Source organism: Aquabacter sediminis (assembly GCF_028863665.1).
In the GTDB taxonomy this organism is placed as follows: Bacteria; Pseudomonadota; Alphaproteobacteria; order Rhizobiales; family Xanthobacteraceae; genus L1I39.
Genome location: NZ_JARBFX010000012.1, coordinates 101,976 through 125,044, shown reverse-complemented (window position 1 = coordinate 125,044; position 23,069 = coordinate 101,976). Strand labels below are relative to the sequence as shown.

The 23,069-nt window shown below is 67.9% G+C and carries 10 protein-coding genes and 3 tRNA genes; 8 read left to right on the top strand and 5 right to left on the bottom strand.

The features are described from left to right. Positions 1-24: 24 nt before the first annotated feature. A complete protein-coding gene (locus tag PV781_RS20625; RefSeq protein WP_274777503.1) occupies positions 25-867 on the bottom strand; it encodes an oxidoreductase in 843 nt (280 codons plus the stop codon). Between the two features lie 48 nt (positions 868-915). Here PV781_RS20625 and PV781_RS20620 point away from each other — a divergent pair, with 48 nt between their 5' ends. Further along, positions 916-1,512, top strand: a complete 597-nt coding sequence (locus PV781_RS20620) for a TetR/AcrR family transcriptional regulator (RefSeq protein WP_274777502.1) — start codon at positions 916-918, stop codon at positions 1,510-1,512. A gap of 335 nt (positions 1,513-1,847) precedes the next feature. On the opposite strand, the gene PV781_RS20615 is transcribed toward PV781_RS20620, so the two are convergent. Both PV781_RS20615 and PV781_RS20610 read right to left on the bottom strand, forming a co-directional pair. Further along, positions 1,848-1,921 (bottom strand) — tRNA-Gly (locus PV781_RS20615). Between the two features lie 93 nt (positions 1,922-2,014). After that, positions 2,015-2,099 (bottom strand) — tRNA-Tyr (locus tag PV781_RS20610). Positions 2,100-2,413: 314 nt separating this feature from the next. On the opposite strand from PV781_RS20610, the gene rlmB reads away from it, so the two are divergent. Together rlmB and PV781_RS20600 are read left to right on the top strand one after the other, a co-directional pair. After that, positions 2,414-3,256 carry a 23S rRNA (guanosine(2251)-2'-O)-methyltransferase RlmB gene (gene rlmB, locus PV781_RS20605; protein WP_274777510.1) on the top strand — a complete coding sequence of 281 codons (843 nt, stop codon included), beginning with the start codon at positions 2,414-2,416 and terminating at the stop codon, positions 3,254-3,256. A gap of 320 nt (positions 3,257-3,576) precedes the next feature. Further along, positions 3,577-5,247, top strand: coding sequence for an MFS transporter (locus PV781_RS20600; RefSeq protein WP_274777501.1), 1,671 nt, complete (start codon positions 3,577-3,579; stop codon positions 5,245-5,247). Between the two features lie 129 nt (positions 5,248-5,376). Here PV781_RS20600 and PV781_RS20595 read toward each other — a convergent pair whose 3' ends face one another. Next, positions 5,377-5,985 (bottom strand): hypothetical protein, encoded by a 609-nt coding sequence (locus PV781_RS20595; protein WP_274777500.1) that lies wholly within the window; start codon positions 5,983-5,985, stop codon positions 5,377-5,379. 542 nt (positions 5,986-6,527) lie between these two features. Between PV781_RS20595 and PV781_RS20590 the strand changes: the two genes are divergently transcribed. The 5 genes from PV781_RS20590 (at position 6,528) to PV781_RS20570 (ending at position 11,838) form a co-directional block, all read left to right on the top strand. Then, positions 6,528-6,602: transfer RNA gene (locus tag PV781_RS20590), tRNA-Thr, on the top strand. 424 nt (positions 6,603-7,026) lie between these two features. Continuing rightward, positions 7,027-9,075 (top strand): sensor histidine kinase, encoded by a 2,049-nt coding sequence (locus tag PV781_RS20585; protein ID WP_274777499.1) that lies wholly within the window; start codon positions 7,027-7,029, stop codon positions 9,073-9,075. A gap of 10 nt (positions 9,076-9,085) precedes the next feature. Beyond that, complete coding sequence (locus PV781_RS20580) at positions 9,086-9,802, top strand: response regulator transcription factor (RefSeq protein WP_274777498.1); 717 nt, start codon at positions 9,086-9,088, stop codon at positions 9,800-9,802. A 194-nt stretch (positions 9,803-9,996) separates the two neighbouring features. Next, positions 9,997-11,280, top strand: a complete 1,284-nt coding sequence (locus tag PV781_RS20575) for a hypothetical protein (RefSeq protein ID WP_274777497.1) — start codon at positions 9,997-9,999, stop codon at positions 11,278-11,280. A gap of 132 nt (positions 11,281-11,412) precedes the next feature. Next, a complete protein-coding gene (locus PV781_RS20570; protein ID WP_274777496.1) occupies positions 11,413-11,838 on the top strand; it encodes an acyl-CoA thioesterase in 426 nt (141 codons plus the stop codon). Positions 11,839-11,860: 22 nt separating this feature from the next. Here the strand turns inward: PV781_RS20570 and PV781_RS20565 are convergent, their stop codons facing one another. Continuing rightward, the gene (locus PV781_RS20565) at positions 11,861-22,684 is read right to left on the bottom strand and encodes an autotransporter outer membrane beta-barrel domain-containing protein (RefSeq protein ID WP_274777495.1); all 10,824 of its coding nucleotides are present in this window, start codon (positions 22,682-22,684) and stop codon (positions 11,861-11,863) included. Between the last annotated feature and the right edge of the window lie 385 nt (positions 22,685-23,069).

Genomic DNA, 23,069 nt, shown 5'->3' with positions numbered 1-23,069 from the left:
ATAAGCTGCAGCAAATCACATGGCTCACGATGGGTAGCTGGTTGAACGCGAAAGCGCCTCCCATGCACTGATTTCGTCGCGCATGCGGTCGAGCTTCTGTTCGACCAGCCCCAGAGCATCGTCGCCAAGGAACAGCCGCACCGGCGGGTTCTCGGCCTTGACCAGAGCAAGCACCGCCTGCGCAGCCTTTGCCGGATCGCCAGGCTGATTGCCGCTCTTGGCCTGTCGTGCGGCACGGATCGGGTCCATGACCGCGTCATAGTCGGCAATACTGCGGGGCGTGCGATCCATGGAGCGGCCGGCCCAATCGGTGCGGAACTGGCCGGGCGCGAGCGCGGTCACCCGAATTCCGAAGCCCGCCACTTCCTTGCCGAGCGCCTCGGAGAGGCCTTCGAGCGCGAATTTGCTGCCGCAATAGAAGCTGATCCCGGGCATGGTGATGAAGCCGCCCATGGACGTGACGTTGATGATATGGCCGCGACGCCGCGCGCGCATGCCCGGAAGCACCGCCTTCATCATCGCCACAGGCCCGAAGACGTTGGCGGCGAACTGGCGCTGAAGATCGTCCATGGACGATTCCTCCAGCACGCCCTCATGGCCATAGCCCGCATTGTTCACCAGCACATCGATAGGACCAGCCCGCCGCTCGGCTTCGGCGACAGCCGCTGGGATCGCGTCGAAATCGGTCACATCCAGCGTCACGGGGTGAGCCCGACCGGGCGCGAGGGCGGCGAAGGCATCGGCGTCAGCGGGCCGACGCACGGTGCCGATCACATGGTGGCCCGCCTCAAGCGCGCCGAGGGCAAAGGCGCGTCCGAGCCCGGAACTGACGCCCGTGATGAGAAATGTCTTGGGTGCGGAAGCCATGATACAACTCCGGATGCGCTCGAATTTATATCATGATATAGATAGGCCATGGCAGGAAGCAAGACCCAGGTAGCGCCGACCGCCGCGCGCGGCGAGCCCGTTCGCCAGCGCGTGTTGGACGCGGCGGAGCGGCTGCTCCGCCGGGGCAAGGCCGATTTCTCGATGCGCGACCTTGCCAGCGAAGCCGGGGTGAGTTTCGCGACGCCGTTCAATCAGTTCGGAAGCAAGGCGGCGATCATGCACGCTTTGTCGGGCCGGCGGATCGATGCCATGGCCACGCGCTTTGCCCAAATGTCGCCGCCGGCCGATGCAGCCGGCAGGGTGCTGCTGGCGATCGACACAGCGGTGGAGGTGATGCTGGAGGAGCCGGAGATCAACCGCGTCGTGATGAGCTGGATCGGCACGGCCGGTCCATCCCCGGGAAAGGTCCTGTCGCACTCCACGGCCTTATGGTCGCTGGCGCTGGGCGCCGGTGAAGGCTTGGCCGAGGCGGATAAAGAGCGTGCGCTGCGCTGTCTGCCGCAGCAGCTCGCTTTCGCCTTTCGCGGCATTCTCTCGTTCTGGACCGCGGGTGAGCTGCAGGATGAGCAGCTTGCCCCGCAGGCGCGTGAGATGGCGAAGACACTGCTTCGCGGCTTCGCGTAACAGCCGCAGGTCAGCGATACCGTCCCTTGAGCTGCCGTGCAGCCGTCAATACCGATCGGCAGGCAGCATGCCTAAGCGTCAAGCAGCCATGCGCGCTACTGGGATGACCACAACGTCAGACTGGCCAGTTCTCTCCCGGTCCCCGAAGATGTCATCGGCCACTGGAAAAAGCGGCTTAAGCAATTTGATTTTCGATCGAAATTTTATCGATGGCGGAGAGCACATCCATCATCTTTCCACCCTTCACCACGCGCGCGCATGACACGCCGTGAGACGCTCAACCCGTTTATATTGATTAGAAGTGATAGTCTCTGACACGCTCTGAGGCAGGAAATTGGAGCGGGTGAAGGGAATCGAACCCTCGTATTCAGCTTGGAAGGCTGCTGCTCTACCATTGAGCTACACCCGCGCACCAACCGGGCCTTTTTCCGGGCGGCAGGCCGCGGGGCGGGCTTTCACCCGGCCCCGGCGGTCAGCACAGCCGGTTCGACTGGACGACGGGTGGTGGAGGGGGTTGGATTTGAACCAACGTAGGCAGAGCCAACGGATTTACAGTCCGTCCCCTTTAACCACTCGGGCACCCCTCCACATCTGGGCCCGTCATCCGTGCTGACCCGAAAGGGTCAGCCCGACTGTTTCGGAAGCGGCGTCAACCGGCTCCCGAGGCCCGGTTTTATGTGAGGGCTCCCCCCACAAGTCAACCGAAAATCTGCGGGCTTTCTCTGCGCCTGTGGATGGCCGCTGCCCTCGCATGGGCGCGACCTGGGGCGGCGCGGCGCAGGCCGGCCATCCTCCACCACGCTTGCCATCCCCCTGCCATTCCCTTTGCCATTCCCCTTGCCCGTTCGCCATCGCGCCTTTGCCCTTGCGCGTCGGCGCGCGCTCTGACAAAGCCATGGCCATGTCCGATCGGCCCAGCCGCCCCCCGCACCGCAGCCCCTCCCACCGCCCCTTCGGCGGCCAGGGGGGCAACCGCCCCTTCCCGCCGCGCCGTCCCAAGGGCGGGCCCGCCCCCGCATGGGAAGGCGACGAGGATGTGGCTCTGCTCTACGGCTGGCACACGGTGTCGGAAGCGCTTGCCAATCCCAAGCGGCGATTCCGCAAGATCATGGCCACTGAGAATGCGGTGAACCGGCTCGCCGAAGAGGGCCTGAAGCTGCCGATCGCGCCGGAAATCGTGCGCCCCTCGCAGATCGACAAGCTGCTGGGGCCGGACGCGGTTCACCAGGGCCTTCTCGTGCAGGCAGAGCACCTGCCCTCCCCGCGCCTGAGGGACGTGGCCAAGGCCGATCTCGTGCTGGTGCTTGACCAGATCACCGACCCGCACAATGTGGGCGCCATCGTGCGCTCGGCGGCCGCCTTCGCGGTGGGGGCCATCGTTACCACCGCCCGTCATAGTCCTCCGGCCACCGGCGTGCTGGCGAAAAGCGCCTCCGGCGGCCTGGAGCATGTGCCCTTCTGCCTGGTGACCAACCTCGCCCGCGCCCTCACAGAGCTGAAGGAGAACGGGATGCTGGTGGTGGGCCTGGACAGCGAAGGCCCGGCAGACCTGGAAGACACGCCCCTGCGCGCGCCGCTCGCCTTGGTGCTGGGCGCCGAGGGCAAGGGCCTGCGCCAGCTCACCCGCGAGACCTGCGACGTGCTGGCCCGCATCGACCTGCCGGGCGTCATCAAGTCGCTCAACGTGTCCAATGCGGCGGCCCTCTCGCTGGGCATGGCGCGGCGGCAGCTGAAGCGCGGCTGAGGCGCCGCCTACCGCACCGCACACCTTGCCGGCGAAGGCTTTCGGCAGCGCGAATACGGTGCGTTGACTTAGACCATTGACCAATCGCGCGCCTGCCGAAGGTCAGGCATGCTCTCCTCATTGCGCACCACCTCGTCCGGACATGCCCGCGCGCCAAATGACGCGGGCGAAGACGATGCGCAGGAGGAAATGCCAAAGCTGAGGCGCGCCTTCGCGTGCCGCAGAACCCTTGCGTTCACCCTCCCGCACATCCGTTCCGGCCGCAGGCCGCGCGCCCGCCCCCGCTGGCGGGGTTTCGTTTGATGCTGGGAGGAAAGCTCATGTCAGTAACGACCGCACCGGCCGCGGCGGCCGGGCCAATGACGAAGGAGGAGCGGAAGGTTATTATCGCCTCCTCCGCCGGCACCGTCTTCGAGTGGTACGATTTCTACCTTGCCGGTTCGCTGGCGGCTAACATCGCCGCCACCTTCGTGCCTGGCACCAATGACACCGCCAAGTTCATCTTCGTGCTGTTCGGCTTTGCCGCCGGCTTCGCGGTTCGTCCCTTCGGCGCCCTGTTCTTCGGCCGCCTCGGCGACCTGATCGGCCGCAAATACACCTTCCTGGTCACCATGGTGATCATGGGCATCGCCACCTTCGTGGTCGGCATCCTGCCCAGCTATGAATCCATCGGCTATCTCGCCCCCACCGCCTTCATCATCTGCCGCCTGCTCCAGGGCCTGGCACTCGGCGGCGAGTATGGCGGCGCGGCAACCTATGTGGCCGAGCACTCCCCCCACGGCCGGCGCGGCTTCTACACCTCCTGGATCCAGACCACCGCCACGGTGGGCCTGTTCCTCTCGCTGCTGGTCATCCTGTCCCTGCGCCTCTCGATGACGCCGGAAGCCTTCGCCGCCTATGGCTGGCGCATTCCCTTCCTGCTCTCCATCATCCTCTTGGGCTTCTCCATCTGGATCCGCCTGCAGCTGAGCGAATCGCCCGCCTTCCAGCGCATGAAGGAAGAGGGCACCCGCTCCAAGGCGCCGCTCAAGGAGGCCTTCGGCACCTGGTCCAACGCCAAGATCGCGCTCATCGCGCTGCTCGGCGGCACCGCCGGCCAAGCCGTGGTGTGGTATACGGGCCAATTCTACGCCCTGTTCTTCCTCACCCAGACCCTGAAGGTGGACGGCACGACGGCGAACCTGCTCATCGCCTTCTCGCTGCTCATCGGCACGCCCTTCTTCATCTTCTTCGGCTGGCTGTCGGACAAGGTGGGCCGCAAGCCTATCCTGCTGCTCGGCTGCTTCATCGCGGCGGCCACCTACTTCCCGCTCTTCACCATGATCGCCACCACGGCCAATCCCAAGCTCATCGCGGCGACGGAGAACGTGAAGATCGTGGTCAGCGCGGATCCGGCCACCTGCGGCACCCTGTTCGACCCGGTGGGCGTGCGCGTCTTCACCCGGCCGTGCGATGTCTACCGCCGGACGCTCGCCACCAACTCCATGCATTATGAGCTGGTGCCCGGCCCCGCCGGCTCCGCCCTCAGCGCCACGGTCAACGGCACCGCCGTGACGATCCCGGACACCGACAAGACCGGTGCCTCCATCGTCGCCGCTGCCCAGGCCGCCGGCTATCCGAAGGCGGGTGACGCCTCCATCCTGAAGCAGCCCACCATTGGTGGCGTGCTGACAGACGGGCGCTCCCTGAAGGTGATCGGCCTCCTGTTCATCCTGGTGCTCTATGTGACCATGGTGTACGGCCCCATCGCCGCATTGCTGGTGGAACTCTTCCCCACCCGCATCCGCTACACCGGCATGTCGCTGCCCTACCACATCGGCAATGGCTGGTTCGGTGGCTTCCTGCCCCCCACCGCCTTCGCCATCGTGGCCGCCACCGGCAACATCTTCGCCGGCCTTTGGTACCCGATCGTGGTGGCCTGCATCACCATCGTCGTCGGCCTCTTGTTCCTGCCCGAGACCAAGAACCGCAATCTCGACGACTGGCACTGAGAGCATTCGGGCGGGGCTTCGGCACCGCCCGTCTCCCGCGCCGCGGGTCAGAAAACCCTGGCGCCCCGACTTCGCGAAACAGGCGTCCCGCCCCCGGCGGGGCGCCTTCTTTGTTGCGAGGTTCGCGGCTTATTGCTGCTGGACGCAGCGCCGGCCTTTCAGCGGTTCGACCGTGCGGGTCGAGAAGCGGAACAGCGACTTCTCCTCGATGGCGGCCGAGCCCGTCGCCTTCATGAACTTGCCGTAGTTGGGACAGTTTTTCGCGTTCGCCTTTTCCGGGATCTCGCGCCAGAAGGTGAGGCCGGTCTCGTCGATGGAAAATTCATCCGATTCGCATCCTGTCGTGGGATCGCACCGGCCCTGCACCGAATAGCCGCCCGAAAACACCTCCTTGCCCTCCGGCACCAGGTAGATGACGAGGCCCCGGTCCGGCCCGGTTCCCGCATCAAGGATCAGGAAGGTCTTGGCCAGCGTGATGTAATAGAGAGCGTCCATCTGGCCGGTGCCGAGCACCACATCGCTGGCACGCGCCTCGAGGGCGCAATCGGCCTTCACATCCGGCGTGCTCCGGCGGACCTGGAACTTCATTCCGGCATCATCGGTCTTGGGGCTGGAAATAACGGTCGCCACCTCGTTGCGGATGCAGCTGGTCACGGTGGGCGCGAACACATGGGCGCTCGCGGGGGCGGCCCAAAGGGTGGAGAGGAGGCCGAGGCCGAGAAAAAGCTGGGGTTTCATGGAATGCTCCCGTGACAGGTCCGAACCGGCCTAATTCTCATGCCCACGCCACAATCACGTGGTGAGTGGGCCAGGCGTGCCCGGCATTATTCGCCTTTGCGCGATAACCAGAGACACTCATTATCTGTATTTCAGACCGGTGAGCAGTGCATAGACACGAATATTTTGTTTCGTTTTCTTGTGACGTACACGAACGCCATGAATGAGAAAGCGACCTTTCTCCTTCCGTAACGCTCGCATTTGATGTATATCTTCTTGCGACATATTGCGTGACGAATGTCATCTTGCATATTGAATGCCAAATCAGCTCAGCGGCCAGCACAAGGATGCTGTCTGCCGGCAAGCAGCTCCTGGCCCAAGCTGCGCCTTTCCTCCAATCAAGGCGGACGAAGCCGCCCCACCGGCCAGGAGCTGCGAGGCGCAGGCAAGAGGTTGACGAACGGGCCGCTGTCGCGGGATAGATGCCCGGACACACTCGAACCAACCGAACGTTCGGCGGGATTCGAGCGGGCACCCGGAGGCAGACCGCCCGAGGGATCTGGGCCGGCTTAGCACAGCGGTAGTGCAGCGGTTTTGTAAACCGAAGGTCGGGGGTTCGATCCCCTCAGCCGGCACCACTTTTCTCCAAGACAGTGCCGAATGCGTCTCCCGTCGCAGGGCGACCGGAATGACCCGGCGGGTAGCATGTACCGGCATCAGCCGAATGCGGGACGGGACCATTTTTTACGGACTATTTCATTGACGCCGCATCGCCCCCGATGTGAGAAACCAAGAGCGGCAATTTGATCCGCTTGAAGTCAAATCTAATTTTTGGCCGAGCGGTAGATCATGGCGTCTTCTGCACGGTCGTCGGCGACGGTTGTTGCGGCCCGCTCGTCACCCTCCACCGTGGCCCCTGGCGCGTGCCGCTCGGGTGTCATTGTCTGATCGTGCGACAGGTTCAAAGCTGTGTGGCCACATGACGGGGTTGACCGAACACGAGAGGTACGCCCCCGTCCGCCGCGGCATTCGCGGGTCGCCCTGCGGGGCGGCCCCGGGCGCATGCTGCTGCCGATCCTGGCCTGCCTCCTCCTCGCGCTCATAGCCCTTTTGACCCTTGCCACCGGCCCCGTCGCTGCCCAGCACGCGCCGGCCTTGCCGCTGGCTGCGGAGGCCCTGGAGGTGCCAGCCAAGGGGCACCTGGAAGCGCTCTATGACCCGACCGGCACTTTGAGCTTCGAGCAGGTCCGCAAGGAGGGGCAGCACTTCACCGCCTTGTCCGGTAATTTCAATGCCAGTTACGTGCCCAAGGGCGCCTGGTGGGTGCGCCTGCGCCTCGCGCCAGAGCCGGGAGCCGGCGGGCAATGGTGGCTTGTCGTCACCGCCCCGTATACGGACCGAATCGCGGCCTATGCGCCGGACGTGGCGGACAACGGCACACTGGTGCGCGACCGCCACAAGGAGACCGGCGCTCTCGTCCCGGCCCGCGCACGAGACCTGTTCACTTTCACCAATGTGCTGCGGCTGCATCTGCCACAAGGGGAGACATCCGAGGTCTATCTGCGCCTGTCCGGCAATCGGGCGCTGAATGCCCAGCTCACGCTCTGGCGACTGCCGGAATTGACGCGCCATTTGACCCTGTCGGTGCTGGTCTTCTCGCTCGGTGTGGGCGCGGCCATCATCACCGCCTTCGGCACGCTCATCATGGCCATGTGGCTGCGCTCCGCGCAATTTGCCTGGTATGGCGCCTATGTGGGTTCGGTGGCGCTGGTGTTCCTCGGCAATGGCGGCTTCGGGCAGGTGCTGCTGCAAAGCTTGGACCCCGGGGACGTGGTGCGGCTTCAGAACATGGTGGGGTGCTTTGCCACCATGGCGGGGGCCTTCATGGTCCGCGCTCTCTTCCGCACCCGCCAGCGCGCCCGGATCATCGACGCGCTGATCGTGATGCTCGGCTATGGCTCGGCACTCGCCATCGGCGTCTCGGCGCTTGGCTACTACAAGGTCATCGCACCCTATCTGATGCTGGGAATCTTGGGCCTGGCTTTGGTCTCGCCCTGGCTCGCGCTGCAGCAGGTGCGCCACCGGGAACCGGCCGGCATCTGGTACTTCGTCGGCTTCACCTGCTATTGCGCCGCGACCATCTGGTTTTCGCTGGTGGTGCTGGGTGTCGCGCCGCTCAACGACTTTCTCAATTGGGGCTACCAGACCGCCGGCTTGCTGCACATGGCCGCCATCTTTGCCGGCCTTGCCTCCTCCATGCGGGCGGGGTCGCGGGCGCGGCGCCGGCTGGAGAGCCAGTTGCTGGCTCTCTCGCGCAGCAATGAGCGGCAGCTTGAGCAGGCCGTCGCACAGCGCACCGCCGCCCTCAATGCGGAAGTGGAAGGCCGCCGGCGGGCGGAGGACGCCCTGCAGCGGGCGCTGAAGGAGCAGCGCAACTTCCTGGTCATGGTCAGCCACGAATTCCGCACACCCCTGTCCACCATGCGCCTGGCCGTCGCGGTGCTGGAGCGAGGCCTCGGGACGGGCATGAGCGCGCTGCGGCGGGAGGTGGACAAGGTGGGGCGTTCGGTCATCCGCCTGTCGAACCTCATCGACACCTTCCTCGCCGACGAGTGGCTGGAGCATTCCGCCATGATGCTTCAGCACCGTCCCGTGGAGATGGCCGCGCTGGTGGCCGAGGTGGTGCGCGAGCATGGCGCGCAGGCGCCCGGCCGGGTGTTCCTGGGCGAATGCACGGAGACGGTGATCGAGGGCGACGGGGTACTCCTGCGCACCGTGCTCGACAATCTGGTGGGCAATGCCCTCAAGCACACGGACGGCCCGGTCACCGCCAGCATCGTGCCGTCCAACGAGGGCGCCCTCATCGAGGTGGCCGACCGCGGGCGCGGGGTGCCGGAGGCGGAACGGGAAGAGATTTTCGAGCGATATTACAGGTCACCCAGCACGGTCACCCGACCGGGAACGGGAATCGGCCTCTATCTCGCTCGCCTGATCGTCGAGCAGCACGCCGGATGGATCAAGGTGGGCGACCGAAGCGAAGGCGGGAGCGTCTTCAAAGTCTGGCTGCCGCGCCATCCCGGTCTTGACCGGCCCACGGCGCGTAAGGGGTGAGGGAGGGGTCATGTCGGTTCATGTGCTTATTGTCGAGGATGACAGCGACCTCCGGGACAGCCTGGACAACCTCCTGACCACGTCGGGCTTCACGGTCCGTGCCCTGCGCGATGCCCGCTACATCGAACGCGAGCTCGCCACCTTCCCCGCCGACGTGGTGCTGCTGGACGTGAACCTGCCCGGCCTCGACGGCTTTGAGGCCGCCGGCCATCTCAAGGAGCGGCCGGGCATCGGCATCATCATGCTCACCGGCCGCACCCGCCGGGAGGATCGCCTGCAGGGACTGTCCGTCGGGGCGGACCACTATGTAACCAAGCCGGTGGACCCGCAGGAACTGGAACTGCTGATCCGCAACCTGGCACGGCGCCTTGCCGGCCCGCGGGAGGGGACACAGACGGAGCGGGCGCGGCCGGGACGCTGGGTGTTCCTGACGGCGCGCTGGACGCTGATCGCGCCGGGCGGCGCCTCGGTTTCGCTCTCTGCCGCCGAGCACCATTTGCTCAACAAGCTGACCGAGCGGGCGGGGGAGCCGGTGGCTCGGACGGCCCTAATCTCCGATGTTCGGCGGCCCTCCGAGGACACGCTGGGGCGCGGGCTCGACCTCATCGTCTTCCGACTGCGCCGAAAGGTGCAGACCGAAACCGGTGAGGCATTGCCCATCGCCTCCGCCCGAAGCATCGGCTACGTTTTCACTGGCCCTGTGACGCGCGACGCGGACCTGCCGTAAGCCGCGCAGACGGCGCGCGCGGGCACGCAGGCTCATGCGGCTGGAGCATCGGCGTCATGCCCTGCCTCTTCGCCTGTACGCAGGGACGGCTGGAGGCGCCGGGCCATACGTCTCTTCCGCCCTTTTGGGGATTGACGTAACGGCCGACTGACCGCCACCACCGTCAAGGCCATTCATTTTGGGGCGAGCAGCCGGTGCGCGATCCCTCCTCCCTTCATCCCACCGCTGGTCCTCGCCCCTGCGAGACCCATCGCGCGCTGGCATGGACGATGGTGGGGGTGGCGACGGTTCTGATCTTCGCGCGCACGCCCGACATCCTGATTGAGGGTCGGATGTTCGCCGAGGAAGGGGTCATCTACTTCCGCGATGCAAAGGTGGGCACCTGGTACGATGCGCTGCTGGCGCCCCGGCTGGGCTACTTTTCGGCCTTCAACAAGCTGGTCGCCCTTGCCGCGAGTGCGGTGCCGCTGGAGGCGGCGGCGCACGTCACCACGTTAAGTGCGCTGGCGCTTCAGTTGGTCGTGGTGTGGATCATCGCCCGCTCCGACGCCTTCGGGCCGCCTTGGGGCCGGGTCCTTGCCGCCCTGGCGCCACTGCTCGCGGTGCCCAGCGCAGAGGTGTGGCTGAACACCATCAACAGCCAGTTCCACCTCGCAATCGGCACCGCCGTGCTTCTGGCGACGGGACCCGCTGCCGTTTCTCCCGTGTTCCGGCTGAGCTTTCTGCTGCTCGCGGGGGCGACCGGTCCTGTTTCCGTCACGCTGGCGCCGCTCTTCGTCCTGAAGGCCGCTCGCAGCCGGACCCTGGCGGACAGCCAGGAAGCCGTCCTTCTGTGCGTGCTTGCTGTGATCCAAGGCGTGTTCATGGCCAAAGGCCTTGCCGGAGGGGAACGCGCCGGCAGCGTTTCCATCGCCGCTCTTGTGGGCGCTTTCGGAATCAAGAATTTGGCAGCCCCCTGGCTCGGAGATTCGGCGGGACTGTTGGCTTTTGAACTGCTGACCGGCAGGAGGTTGGAGAAGGGCTTAACCATCGGCGGGCTCGTGGCCTTCGCCTCCCTTCTGGCAATGCTCCTGCTGCGATCCGCACCGTCCCGCTGGCTTGCAGGCGCTGCCCTGGTGGTCGCCCTCGTCTCCTATGCCGGCGCCCTGGGCAAGGATCCCTGGATCCTGCTGATCCCCACCGCCGCCGGGCGCTATGCCTATGCGCCGAACGTGCTGCTCCTGCTCGCCCTCGTGGCGACGGCGGTGTCGACCAATCCCGCTCGCGTCCGCCTGCTCGCCGGTGCCCTTGCCGGGTGGGCGCTGATCGTAGGGCTGACGCAGTTCTGGACCGACGAAGCCTTTTTCCGCGGGCCATCGTGGCGCGGCGCGGTAGCGGCCTGGCGGGCAGACCCGACGGCTGACCGGATCTCCATCTGGCCGGTCCCCTGGTTCATCACCTTGCCCCACACGGCCCCAGACTCGGCCCAGCAGCGCTGAACATCGAAAACGGCGCGGCAGTGTCGGGGGGAGCGGGGCGAAGGGGCAGCCCTCCTGACGCACTTGCAGGTGCGCCACGCGCCGGATAGAGCTTGAAGCAGCGCCAAGCAGGCGCCAGCACCGGGGAGAACCATGCGCGACCTGACGATCGAGGATTTTCCGGTACGCTCGTTCGACAAGCTGCGCTATCGCGACACCGATCGGCAGGGCCACGTGAACAACGCGGTTTTCTCCACCTTCCTGGAGACCGGGCGCACCGAACTCTTCTACGGACAGGGTGGCTCCATTGCGGGTGAAGGCGGCTCCTTCGTGCTGGCCCGCCTGCTGATGGAATACCGCGCCGAAGTGCTGTGGCCCGGCGAGATCTGGATTGGCACGGGCGTGCTCAGCGTCGGCCGCAGCTCGGTGCAGATGCGCCAGGTGCTGTTCCAGAACGGCAAGCGGGTGGCCAATGCGGACACGGTGATGGTGCGGGTGGACAATGCCACCCGCCGCTCCTCGCCGCTCTCGGAAGAGGCGGTCGCCCGCCTCAACGCTTTCCTCCTCCCGCAGGACTGACGCCGGAAGCCAGCCCCGCCTTTCAGAAGTGGATGGCGAACCGCGCCATGCCCAGCTGCGAGGTGTAGTTGCTGCCGGCATTCAGGCTGTATTCCAGCTTCAGCTCCAGATTCTGCTTGGTCAGCGCCTGGAGGCCGATATCGAAATTGCCAAGCACACTGGGCAAGGGCGTGGTGGTGGTGAAGGGCAGCGTGCCGGCAGGGGCCGAGAGGAAGCTCGACGTGCCCGTCCAGCCATCGTTGGAGGCGAAGGACGCGCCCAGCGTCATATAGGGCCGCAGCACGGTCCCGTCGGACAGGTCGATGCGGCCGCCGAACTCCACTGCCGGCGTCACCACGAATGTGGTCTGGCTCGCCCCGTTCATCTGCAATTCCGCTCCGGTGAAGCCCTGCTCGCTATAGCCGGGGGCATTCACATGGATCAGGTCCAGATCCACCATCGGCCGGGCATACCAGTTGGCAAACGCGAACTCATAGGCGGCGCGCAGCCGGCCTGTAGCGTTCATCACATTGGCGGTGCTGGTGGGCGCCCCGCCCAGGGTCCAGATGACGCGGGTGTTGTCATAGCTCATCCACCCCAGGTCCACCGCCGCCGCGAACATCCATGGCCCCACCTGCCGCTTCAGGGCAAGGCCCACATCCACCCCGCTGCCGTCCGACGACACCGTTGAATTGGAGCTGGAGAGCCAGGTCTGCTGGTAGGCCGCCGAGAGGGCGATGAAGGTGTCGGTCGCGATCTCGCTCTGCACCCCCGCCTGGAAGATGAGGCTGTCGGCGGTGTAGCCGGTCATCTGGTCGGTCGTGGCCTGGCTGGTGCGCCCGGCGATGATGCGCGTCCAGGCGCAGCGGTCCTCGTGCAGCTGGGTGCTGCTCTCGATGAAGACCGGGCAGGACAAGGTCCGGTTCAGGAAGGCACGGCTGTCAGTGACGCGCAGCGCCGCCCCGGTCTGGAGCAATTGGGGCGAGAGCTGGCCGAGGGCATATTGATAGGCCGGCAGGTCTGACAGGCCGATCAGCGAGGAGAACACATTGGTCATCCCGCTCGAGCCGCCCAGATTCCAGGCCTGCTGCAACGCCCCGCCAACCGCCGCCTCGTTGGCGCTCAGCGGCAGGCCAAACGGCACGAAGTGGGCCACCGGCGACACCGTGACAGAGGTGGCCGTTGTCATCATGTCCCAGCTATAGGCAAAGCCCGAATTGGTGGTGGCGGCGGTGTTGGTCACCGAGGCCGCCTCAAGGATGGTGTAGCTGGTATTGGGCGCGATGGTGCGCGGCCGCGGATCGATGAGGCCGGACAGCACCGCCACGTCGGACACGCCAAGAAGGTCATGGCCTTGGGTGCGGGCGTCCACGTCAGCCTGATAGATGCCATCGGAGAGGAATTGGCCGAGAAGCCCTGTCTTGGCCAGCACGCCAAGACCGCCGGGATTGAGCGTGCCGGAGTTCTGCAAGGCGAGCGTCGTGGGGGTCGCTGCGAGCAAGGTGGCACCGACCGTGGCCGGCCCCATGCGCACATACTCGCCCGAATTGAACACGCCCCCCTTCTGGACCACGAAGCTGTTTGCCCCCTCCCCCAGGTCCACGCTGCCGGAGAGCACGCCGGCCACCGTGATGGCGTCGGACGCGCTGCCGGACTGGATGGCCAGCCCCGACAGGCTCGACACATGCCCGCCGGCGGCGATGGTGACGGCATTGTCGAGGCCACCCGAAAGCACGATGGAGGCCGTGCCCGTGCCCGTGCCGCCCTGCACGCTGCCCCCCTTCTCCACCGTCACGGTGATGACGCCATTGCCCGAGGGGCCATAGCTCTGGACGAAAATGGCGGGCGAGCCCGCGCCGGAAGCGCTGACGAGCCCGGAGACATTCACATTGACCGGGCCGCCCGTCCCCGACCCGCCGGCGGTGCCGAAGCCGATGCCCGTGGAGGTCGCCGCAAGCCCGCCGCCGCCGCCGATGGACTGGGCGATGATGGCCGCCGCATTGGCGCCGGTGGTCTGCGCCTTGCCGGAGACATTCACAGTCACCGTGCCACCATTACCCGCGCCGCCGCCGGAACCGGAAATGCCGTCGTCGAGCGAAAAGACCGCGCTCGCCGCGCTGCCCCCGATGCCGCCGCCGCCGCCCACTGACTGGGCGAAGATGGCGGCCGCGCCGGCGCCGCTGGTGACGACATTGCCCGCCACCATGGCGGTGACAAGGCCGCCATTATTGCCCGTGCCCCCCGATCCGCCGAAGGCCACCGCGCCAGTGCCGTCGGAGGCGGCCGCCCCCGCGACGCCGCCGCCGCCGCCGATGGATTGCAGCAGAAGGCCGTGCGAATTGGTGCCGCGGGTGGAAACGGTGCCGCTCTCGCCGACCGTCACCTGCACGGTGCCGCCAAAGGCACCGGTGCCGCCCGAGCCGCCCAGTGTCACCGATGCCGAATGGCTGCCCGAGGACTGGGAGGTGCTGGTGGCCGCCACGCCGCCACCGCCGCCGATGGATTGCGCCAGCACGCCGGCCGAGGTCTCTCCGCTGGTGGCCACCAGCCCCTTTACGGTGCCAGTGACATCGCCACCCGTGCCGCCCGCGCCGCCGGAACTGCCCAGGGTCAAGGTGGCCGACACCTCGCCCGTGCCCGCGTCCGCCCCCACGCTGGAGGCGCGCCCGCCGCCACCGCCGATGGATTGCAGAACGATGCCGTTGGCGGCATCGCCGGTGGTGACGATGCGGCCGGACTGGGTGAGCGTCACCCCTTCGCCATCGCCGCCGGAACCGCCAGTCGCGCCCAGCGTGAAGCCGACTGTGATGGTGTTGCTGTCGCCGGAGGCGCGGCTGTTGGATGCCGCCGTTGCGCCACCGCCGCCGCCCACCGACTGAAGGAGCACGCCGTCCGAACCCGCGCCCGTGGTCTGAACCAAGGCATTCAAGGTGACGGTGACCGTGCCGCCATTGCCGCCCGAGCCGCCGGAGCCACCGATCGTGGCGGACAGGCTCGCCGTGCCGCCGGCATCCCCGCTCGCGGAGGAGGCAAGGCTCGCCTTGCCGCCGCCGCCGCCAATGGACTGTGCCAGCAGGCCCGCCGAATCATGGCCGGATGTGGAGATGATGCTGGACAGGCTGGTGCCGAAATCCACTGTCACAGTGCCGCCGGTGCCACCTGTTCCGCCGCCGCCGCCCACGGTGGCGGAGAGGGAGAAGCTGTTGCCGCCCTTTCCGTCCGCCTCGGCCTTTCCGGCACCGCCCATGCCGCCGCCGCCGCCCACGGACTGGGCGACCACCGCATCGGCCATGGCACCGGTGGTGATGATCTGCTCGGCTGAGCGACCATAGACATAGACGTTGCCGCCATTGCCGCCGCTGCCACCACCCCCGCCAATGGAGGCGCCGACGGCCACCTGGCCGCTCGTAGCATTCTGCGCACTGCCTGCGAAGCCGCCGCCGCCGCCGATGGACTGGGCGAAGATGGCGCTGGCGCCGAGGCCCGTGGTGGTGATGTCGCCACTGTTGGTGACGGTAACCATTTCGCCATTGCCGCCGCCGGCGCCCGAGCCGGTGAGCGAGAGGCCGATGGCCGCCGTGCCTCCCGTGCCGCTGTCGCCGGTCACCGCCGCACTGCCGCCGCCACCGCCGATGGACTGGGCGAGGATGCCGTGGCCGAAACTGCCGCTGGTGGCCAGATCCCCGGCATTGGTGACGCTCACGGTACCGCCATTGCCGGCGGTGCCACCCGAGCCGCCCAGGCTTGCCCCGAGATTAAGGGCGGCTGTCTTGCCCGTGGCGGTGGAGGAGGTGGCCACCGCATTACCGCCGCCGCCGCCAATGGATTGCACCACGATGGCGCTGGCATGGTCGCCATTGGTCTGCACAACGCCGTAATTGTTGAGGGTGGCCGTTCCGCCATTGCCGCCGCTGCCGCCCGTGCCACCGATGGCGGCGGAAATGTTGGCCTTGTCGCTGCCGCCCGTGGTGGAGGAACTCGCGCCGCCCTTGCCGCCGCCGCCGCCGATGGACTGCGCCACCAGGCCGTTGGCCCCAACGCCCGTGGTATAGATGGAGAAGCTGGAACCGGGCGCCGCGGCGCTGCCATTGGTGAGGGTGGCATTGCCGCCGGCGCCGCCATAGCCGCCGGAGCCGCCAATGCCGACCGCCACCGCAACGCCGCTGCCACCGGCACCGTCCGCCGTGCCGGAGCCCGCACCCGCCGTGCCGCCGCCCCCGCCAATGGACTGCACCAGCACCGCATCGGCGGCGTAGCCGGTGGTGCTGATCCGCGCGATCCCGGTGGTGGCCAAGGTGACGGTTGCCGCCCCGCCATTTGAGGCCGAGCCGCCGGAGCCGCCCACGGCGCCGCCGATGGCGAACTGGGCGAGGGCGGCGTTATCGGCGCTGCCCGCCGTGCCGCCGCCGCCGCCGATGGACTGCACCAGCACGGCGGTGGCGTTCTGGCCCTGGGTGAAGACGCTGCCGGACAGGTTGGCGCTCGCAGCGCCGCCATGATTGCCACTGCCGCCGGAGCCCGCGAGCGTGAAGGTGACACCCGCCGTGCCGCCATTGGACGCTCCGCCCACCGCGCTGGAGGCGCCGCCGCCCCCGCCGATGGACTGGACGAGAACGCCATAGCTGGAGACGCCCAGCGTCTGGATGGTGGCGCCCGAGGTGACTGTGGCCGCGCCACCCGTATTGCCCGCTCCGCCGGTGCCGCCAATGCCCACCATGACAGAGGCATCCGCCTTGGTGCCGGTGGCCGCCGCATGGGTGGAGAGCGCAAGGCCGCCGCCCCCGCCGATGGACTGCGCGATGATGCCGGAAGCGTGGTCGCCCTTGGTCAGGATGGTGCCGTCGGTCCAGTTCACGGTCGCCGTCCCGCCCGTGCCGCCGCTGCCGCCTGCCCCGCCAATGCCCAGCGAGATTTCCGCAACGCTGGAAGCGCCCGTGTCAGCCGCCGTCGAGGAAGCCGCCGCGCCCTTGCCGCCGCCACCGCCGATGGATTGGGCCACCACGCCGTTGGAGCCGGTGCCGGAGGTGGAAATGTTCACGCCCTGCGTCGTGGTGCTGCCATTGGTGACGGTGACCGAACTGCCCGAGCCGCCCGAGCCTCCGCCGCCGCCCACTGCCACGGCCAGACTCACCGCCTGGCCACCGGCGCCGTCCGCCTTTCCGGTGCCTGTGCCGCCCGTGCCGCCGCCACCGCCGATGGACTGGGCGAGAACCGCGTCCGCCGCCTGGCCCGTGGTGACGATGGACCCGAAGCTTGCATTATAGAAGGCGACGGTGACGGCGCCGCCGTCCCCGCCCGCCCCGCCCGTGCCGCCCAGCGCGCCGCCCAGCGCGATCTTGGAGGAAGACGAGTTGGTGGCGCTGCCGGCATTGCCGCCGCCGCCGCCGATGGACTGGGCGAGCACGCCGACGCCGTTCTGGCCGGCGGTCTGGAGGCTGCCGGTGGAGGTCACCGCCACCGCCCCGCCGTTTCCGCCCGTCCCGCCGCTGCCGGCCAAGGTGAAGGTGATGGCCGCCGACTTGCCTGAGCCGGTGGCAGCCGAAGCGCCCACAGAGCCGCCGCCGCCGCCCACCGACTGGGCGAGGACGGCATTGGCATGGTCGCCGGTCACGACGATGGTGCCGGAATTGGTGACAACCACCGAACCACCCTGCGAGCCCGCGCCCCCATCCCCACCCAGGCTGGCGCCGATGGCATAGCTCCCGCCGTCGCCTTTGCTGGTGGACGAACCGCCCTTGCCGCCGCCGCCGCCGATGGACTGGGCGAGAATGCCGCTGGCGCTGGCGCCTTCCGTGACGATGCTGGCGGCATTGGTCACGTCCACTGAGCCGCCATAGGAGCCCGAGCCGCCCGCCCCGCCAAGCGCCAGCGTGGCGGAGATGGACTCCTGCCCCTTGGTGTGGCCGTCCGCGCCCGCCGATCCGCCAACGCCGCCACCGCCACCTACGGACTGGGCGAGAATGCCGTCGGACAGTTCACCGGCTGTGTGGATGGTGCCGGAGGTTGTCACATAGACATTGCCGCCCTGCTCGCCATTGCCGGCGGAGAGCGAAATGGCAGCCCCCAGGCTGATCTTTGAGGTGGTGGCCGAATTGCTGTTGCCGGCAATGCCGCCGCCCCCGCCCACCGATTGCGCAATGATGGCCGGGGCGTCCTTGCCCTTGGTGGAGAGCGTGCCTTCCGACGTCACGAAGACAGCGCCGCCAGAGCCGCCGTCACCACCCGAGGCACCCAACGTGAAGGTCAGGGCCGCCTTTCCGCCGGAGGCCGAGCCCGCCGCCGCTCCGCCCTTGCCGCCGCCGCCGCCGATGGACTGGGCCACAATGGCGGAGGAATGGTCCCCGGTGGTGGAGATGGAGGGCGCTGCCCCCGTGCCGGTGGCCACGTTGTTCACCGCCACCGTACCGCCATATCCGCCAGACCCGCCCGAGCCGCCGAGCGAAGCGGTCAGTGAGAAGCTGCCGTCGGAATTGGGCAGGTCCTTGTTGTTCTGCGTACTGCCGGAAGCCGAGCCGCCCGCGCCGCCGCCGCCACCGATGGACTGGGCGAGAATGCCGTCCGCATCTCCGCCCGTGGTGACGATGGAACCGGAATTGCCCACCACCACCACGCCGCCATGGCCTCCCCCGCCGGCCGTGCCGCCGAGCGCGACGGTCACATTGACGGTGCCGTTGTAGGAATTGGAGGTGCCGCCTCCCGCCGCACCGCCGCCGCCGCCCACAGATTGGGCGAGGATGCCGCGCGCGCTGGCCCCGTCCGTGCGGATGGCGCTGTAATTGCCCGCTACCACGGCCCCGCCGGAGCTGGCGAGCCCCCCGGCGCCGCCCAGGGACAGGCTCACCGAGACGGACTTGGACAAGGTCAGCGCATCGGCCGAGGAGGCGCCCACGCCGCCCGCGCCACCACCGCCGCCAATGGACTGGACGAGCACCGCGTCGGCGAAATTGCCTGTGGTGGTCACATGGCCATAGGTGAGGACGGAGGCCGATCCCCCCGCCCCGCCGCCAGCGCCCGAACCGCCCAGCGCCGCACTCACCGAAAGGGAGAAGCCATTGGACGCGGAGATGCTGAGCGCAGAGGCATCGCCCCCCGCGCCACCGCCGCCGCCGATGGACTGCACGAGGATGCCGGTCGCCCCCGCCCCGGACGTGAGCACCCGTCCGGTGTTGGAGAGGCTGGCGCTGCCGGCCTTGCCACCATTGCCCCCCGAACCGCCAAGCGCGGCCGTGACAGTAACCGAGGCATCCACCCCGAGCGAGGCAGCCTTGGCGGCGGAGGAGCCGCCATTGCCGCCGCCACCGCCGATAGATTGGACAACCACACCTATGGCATCGAGGCCGGTGGTGGAAATGGTGCCGGAATTTGTGGCGCTGGCGCTCGCGCCATCTCCGCCGGCGCTGCCGGTGCCGCCGAGCGCCACCGCCGCCGAACCGAACACGCCGGCATTCTCCGAGACGGCCGCCCCGCCCGCGCCGCCACCGCCGCCGATGGACTGCACAAGCACGCCCAGGGAATGGTCACCGGAGGTGGTGATCTTGCCCTTATTGGTCACCTCGGCCGTGCCCCCCGCCCCGCCCGCGCCACCAGTGCCGCCAATGGTGAGCTGGATCAGGTCCGCACCTGTTCCGGTGGCATTGCCGCCACTGCCGCCGCCGCCGCCGATGGACTGGGCGAGGATGCCCATGGCCCCATCTCCGGTCGTGGTCAGCGCGCCGGAATTGCGCACATTGACCGTGCCGCCCCCGCCACCGCTGCCGCCCGTGCCGCCAATGGCGGCCGAGGCGCCCACCGACAGGTTGAGAGCGCCGCCCGCCTGGCCGCCGCCGCCGCCGATGGACTGCACGTGAAGGGCGGAAGCCCCCTCGCCGGAGGTGCTGATGGTCCCGTCGCTCACCACATGGGCATAGCCGCCCGTGCCGCCAGAGGCCCCGTCGCCGCCGACGCTGCTGATGACGCCATAGGCCGAGCCCGCCGACCCGCCGCCGCCGCCGATCGCCTGCACCAGCACACCCGCAGACGCCGTGCCCGAGGTGGTGATGACCGTATCCTTGATGGAGGCATAGGCCTCGGCCCCGCCGCCATTGAAGCCATTGAGGCCCACCGGAGCCTGGGCGCCCAGCACCGCCAGCACACCGCCGCCGCCGATGGACTGCACCACCACCGCCGAGGCATAGGTGCCTGTGGTGGTCACGGAACCGCCGGAGAGCAACACCTCGGCAAGGCCGGGATTGCCCGCCGGCCCGCCATTGCCGCTGTTGGATTGCAGGAAGCCCGCGGAGCTGCCGCCCACCCCACCGCCGCCGGCAATGGACTGCACCACGATGGCCGAGGAGCCCGTGCCCTGGGTGGAAATGGTGCCATAGCTCTTTACATAAGCGGTGCCCGCATTGCCGCCCGAGCCACCGGCCGCCGCCTGGGCATCCACGATGGCCACCGCCTTGCCGCCGACGCCGCCGACGCCGCCCAGGCTCTGCGCCACCAGCCCGAACATGGTGGTGCTGGCCGGCGCGCCGTTGAGCACCGTATAGATGCTCGAACCGGACTTGAGCACAATGCCGGCGGTGCCAGCATTGCCGCCATTGCCGCCAACGCCGCCGCTCGCCTTGTAGTCGGTGCCGGCATTGCCGCCATTGCCGCCGCTCCCGCCCTGGCTCACCGCCTGGATCGCCGTATAGGTGCCGCCGGCGCTCCCGGCATAGGCATGAACGGTGGCATGGATGGTGATCGTCGCATCACTCGCCGCGCCACCGACACCGCCCTGCCCGCCCTGGACGATGGTGGCGAGCCCGCTGGAGGTGGCATACGACCCCGCAGCCCCCGCGCCACCCGTCGAGGCGGCGAGAATGGCCGTGGGAACATTGGACGCGAAGTCCAGATAATTGGAGGACGTGCCGGTGATGGAGACGGTCACCTTCCCGCCCTGGCCGCCGGAGCCGCCGGTGGAGCCGACAGAGAAAATGCTGTCCGCATTGGTCTCGCCACCCGCGCCGCCGGCACCGCCCACCGAGGTGACCGTCAGCCCATAGGGAGCGAAGCTTGTGTTGGTGGCGTGCACGAATACGGTCCCGCCGTTCCCGCCATAGCCGCCATTGCCGCCATAAGCGTAGCCGGTTCCGGTGGCATGCGCGCCCGCGCCACCTGCGCCACCCACGCTGGAGACAATGCTGTTGCCGGGATTTGCACCCGCCTGGAAGAGACCGTCCAGCGAGCTATTGCTCAGCGTCAGGCCCACATTGCCGCCATACCCGCCCTGGCCGCCCTGGCCGCCGACGCTCTTGCCCGTTCCTCCGGCCCCATAACCGCCGCTGCCGCCCGCCCCGCCGATGGAGGTCATGACGACAACGCTGCCGCCCTTCAAGGTCATGCCGGTGGCGGTGACATAGACCGATCCACCATTGCCGCCCTGGGCGCCACTCCCGCCCGTCGCGGTATCGGTAAGGGCTTCACCGTGATATCCACCGCCACCCACACCGCCGGTCGAGGTCGCCAGGACCGCATGGGTGTAGCCGTAGACCTTGTTGCCGTTCGGCCCACCGGACATCGTGATGGCCACCGCGCCGCCATTACCGCCAATGCCTCCAGAACCGCCGAACGCCGTGTCCGAGACGCTGACCCCGTACGCTCCGCCGCCTCCGGCGCCGCCGGTGGAAATGGCAGAGATGGCCGGTCCGCGGATCCCGGCATAGAAACTGGATGCGCTGGATTTGAGGGTCACGGTGCCCGCATTTCCACCCGGCGCGCCACTGCCGCCGGACCCTGTACCGATAAAATTGCTCGCCGTGGCACCCCACCCGCCGGCGCCGGCGATTGAGGACAGGGCGACGGCACCGTTCCCGCCGGCGATGGTAGAGTTGGTGACCTGAAGGTAAACATTACCGGCAATCCCGCCCTGGCCACCATTTCCGGCCGTGGCCGAGTGGGATTCCAGCTGAGCGTCACCCACAGAGACAGCGCCAGCCGTGCCGCCAGCAGCGCCCACGGACTGAATGACGATGGCGGTACTGCCATTTGCGGAAGCGGGAGGGAGATTGGGCGTGGAGGAAATCAGGGTCGATCCGGTGACAACAATGGACACGTCGGCGCCATAGCCGCCAGTCCCGCCATTGCCGGTTGCCGACGACGAGAATTTGGACCAGCCCGTCCCCGAGCTGCCACCAGCCCCGCCATAGGACGCGACCTGGGCCACATAGGCGCCATTGGAGGTGATCTGGCTCGACGAGATGGTCAGCGCGGCGGTGCCGCCATTTCCACCATTCCCACCGGCGCCGCCCCAGGAATTGGACGAGCCGCTGGACCCATAACCGCCGGCACCGCCCGTCCCCGCGATGGAGAGGATAAGAATGGACCCACCAGACGTGAGCAAGGCGCTGTCCTGGATGGTCGCGCCAAAGGCGCCGGCGGAACCGCCATATCCCCCCGCACCACCCACCGCGCTGCCGGAGTCGCTGCTCCCATAGCCGCCGTTGCCGCCATTGCCGCCAATGCTGATCAGGTTGATGGCATAGGGCAAATTGAGGTTGTTGGTGCCGTTCGACGTGACGGATAGTCCGGAGCCGACCCCGCCATTGGTGCCACCACCGCCGTTCGCGTCGGCGAAAGTATAATTCTCGCTGCCGCCGTTGGAGCCATTGCTCCCCGTCACGCTTGAAGCGTAGGGCAGGCTGACCTGCGTCTGGGCCAGGGCGGGGGCGACGACACCTGCCCCCGCCAGCATCACCATGCCGCACAGGGTCGTGGACAGCGCAGTGGAAAGCCGAAGCCGCGCGGTGGAGGCGCCATAGACGCTGCCGGGGGCGGGACCCGCCGCTGCCGGGTGCGTATCATGCGGCTTATGAGCGATTTGATCGGTTGTCCGATGCTCCGCCATGGCGTCCCCCACCCCATTCGGGAAATTGTTACCGCAACCGACTCGGCCACTCACATGAAATCTCGTCCATGTCATGGTTAGCTGACTTGAGCCTTGCAGCAAACGATGCCGTGCCGAGCACGCCAGCGGGTCACTTTTTCACCCTTTTCCAAGGGGCACGGTTCAGCTAGGGCATGGGCCGATCAGCCTGCGCCGCACGCTGATCGGATCGCGCATTCTCTATCAATAAGTGAGAGGGCGATTCACCGATCAGATTGGTTCAATCTGATCGGATCGCGCTCTAAGCGAAACGCGGGGCGCGCCGCTCGCGGGCGGGCTTGGTGTTTCCGGCGGTGGCGTGCCATGGTGTTGCAACAGCGCCGTGCTTCGTTAACCGTCTTGAGCC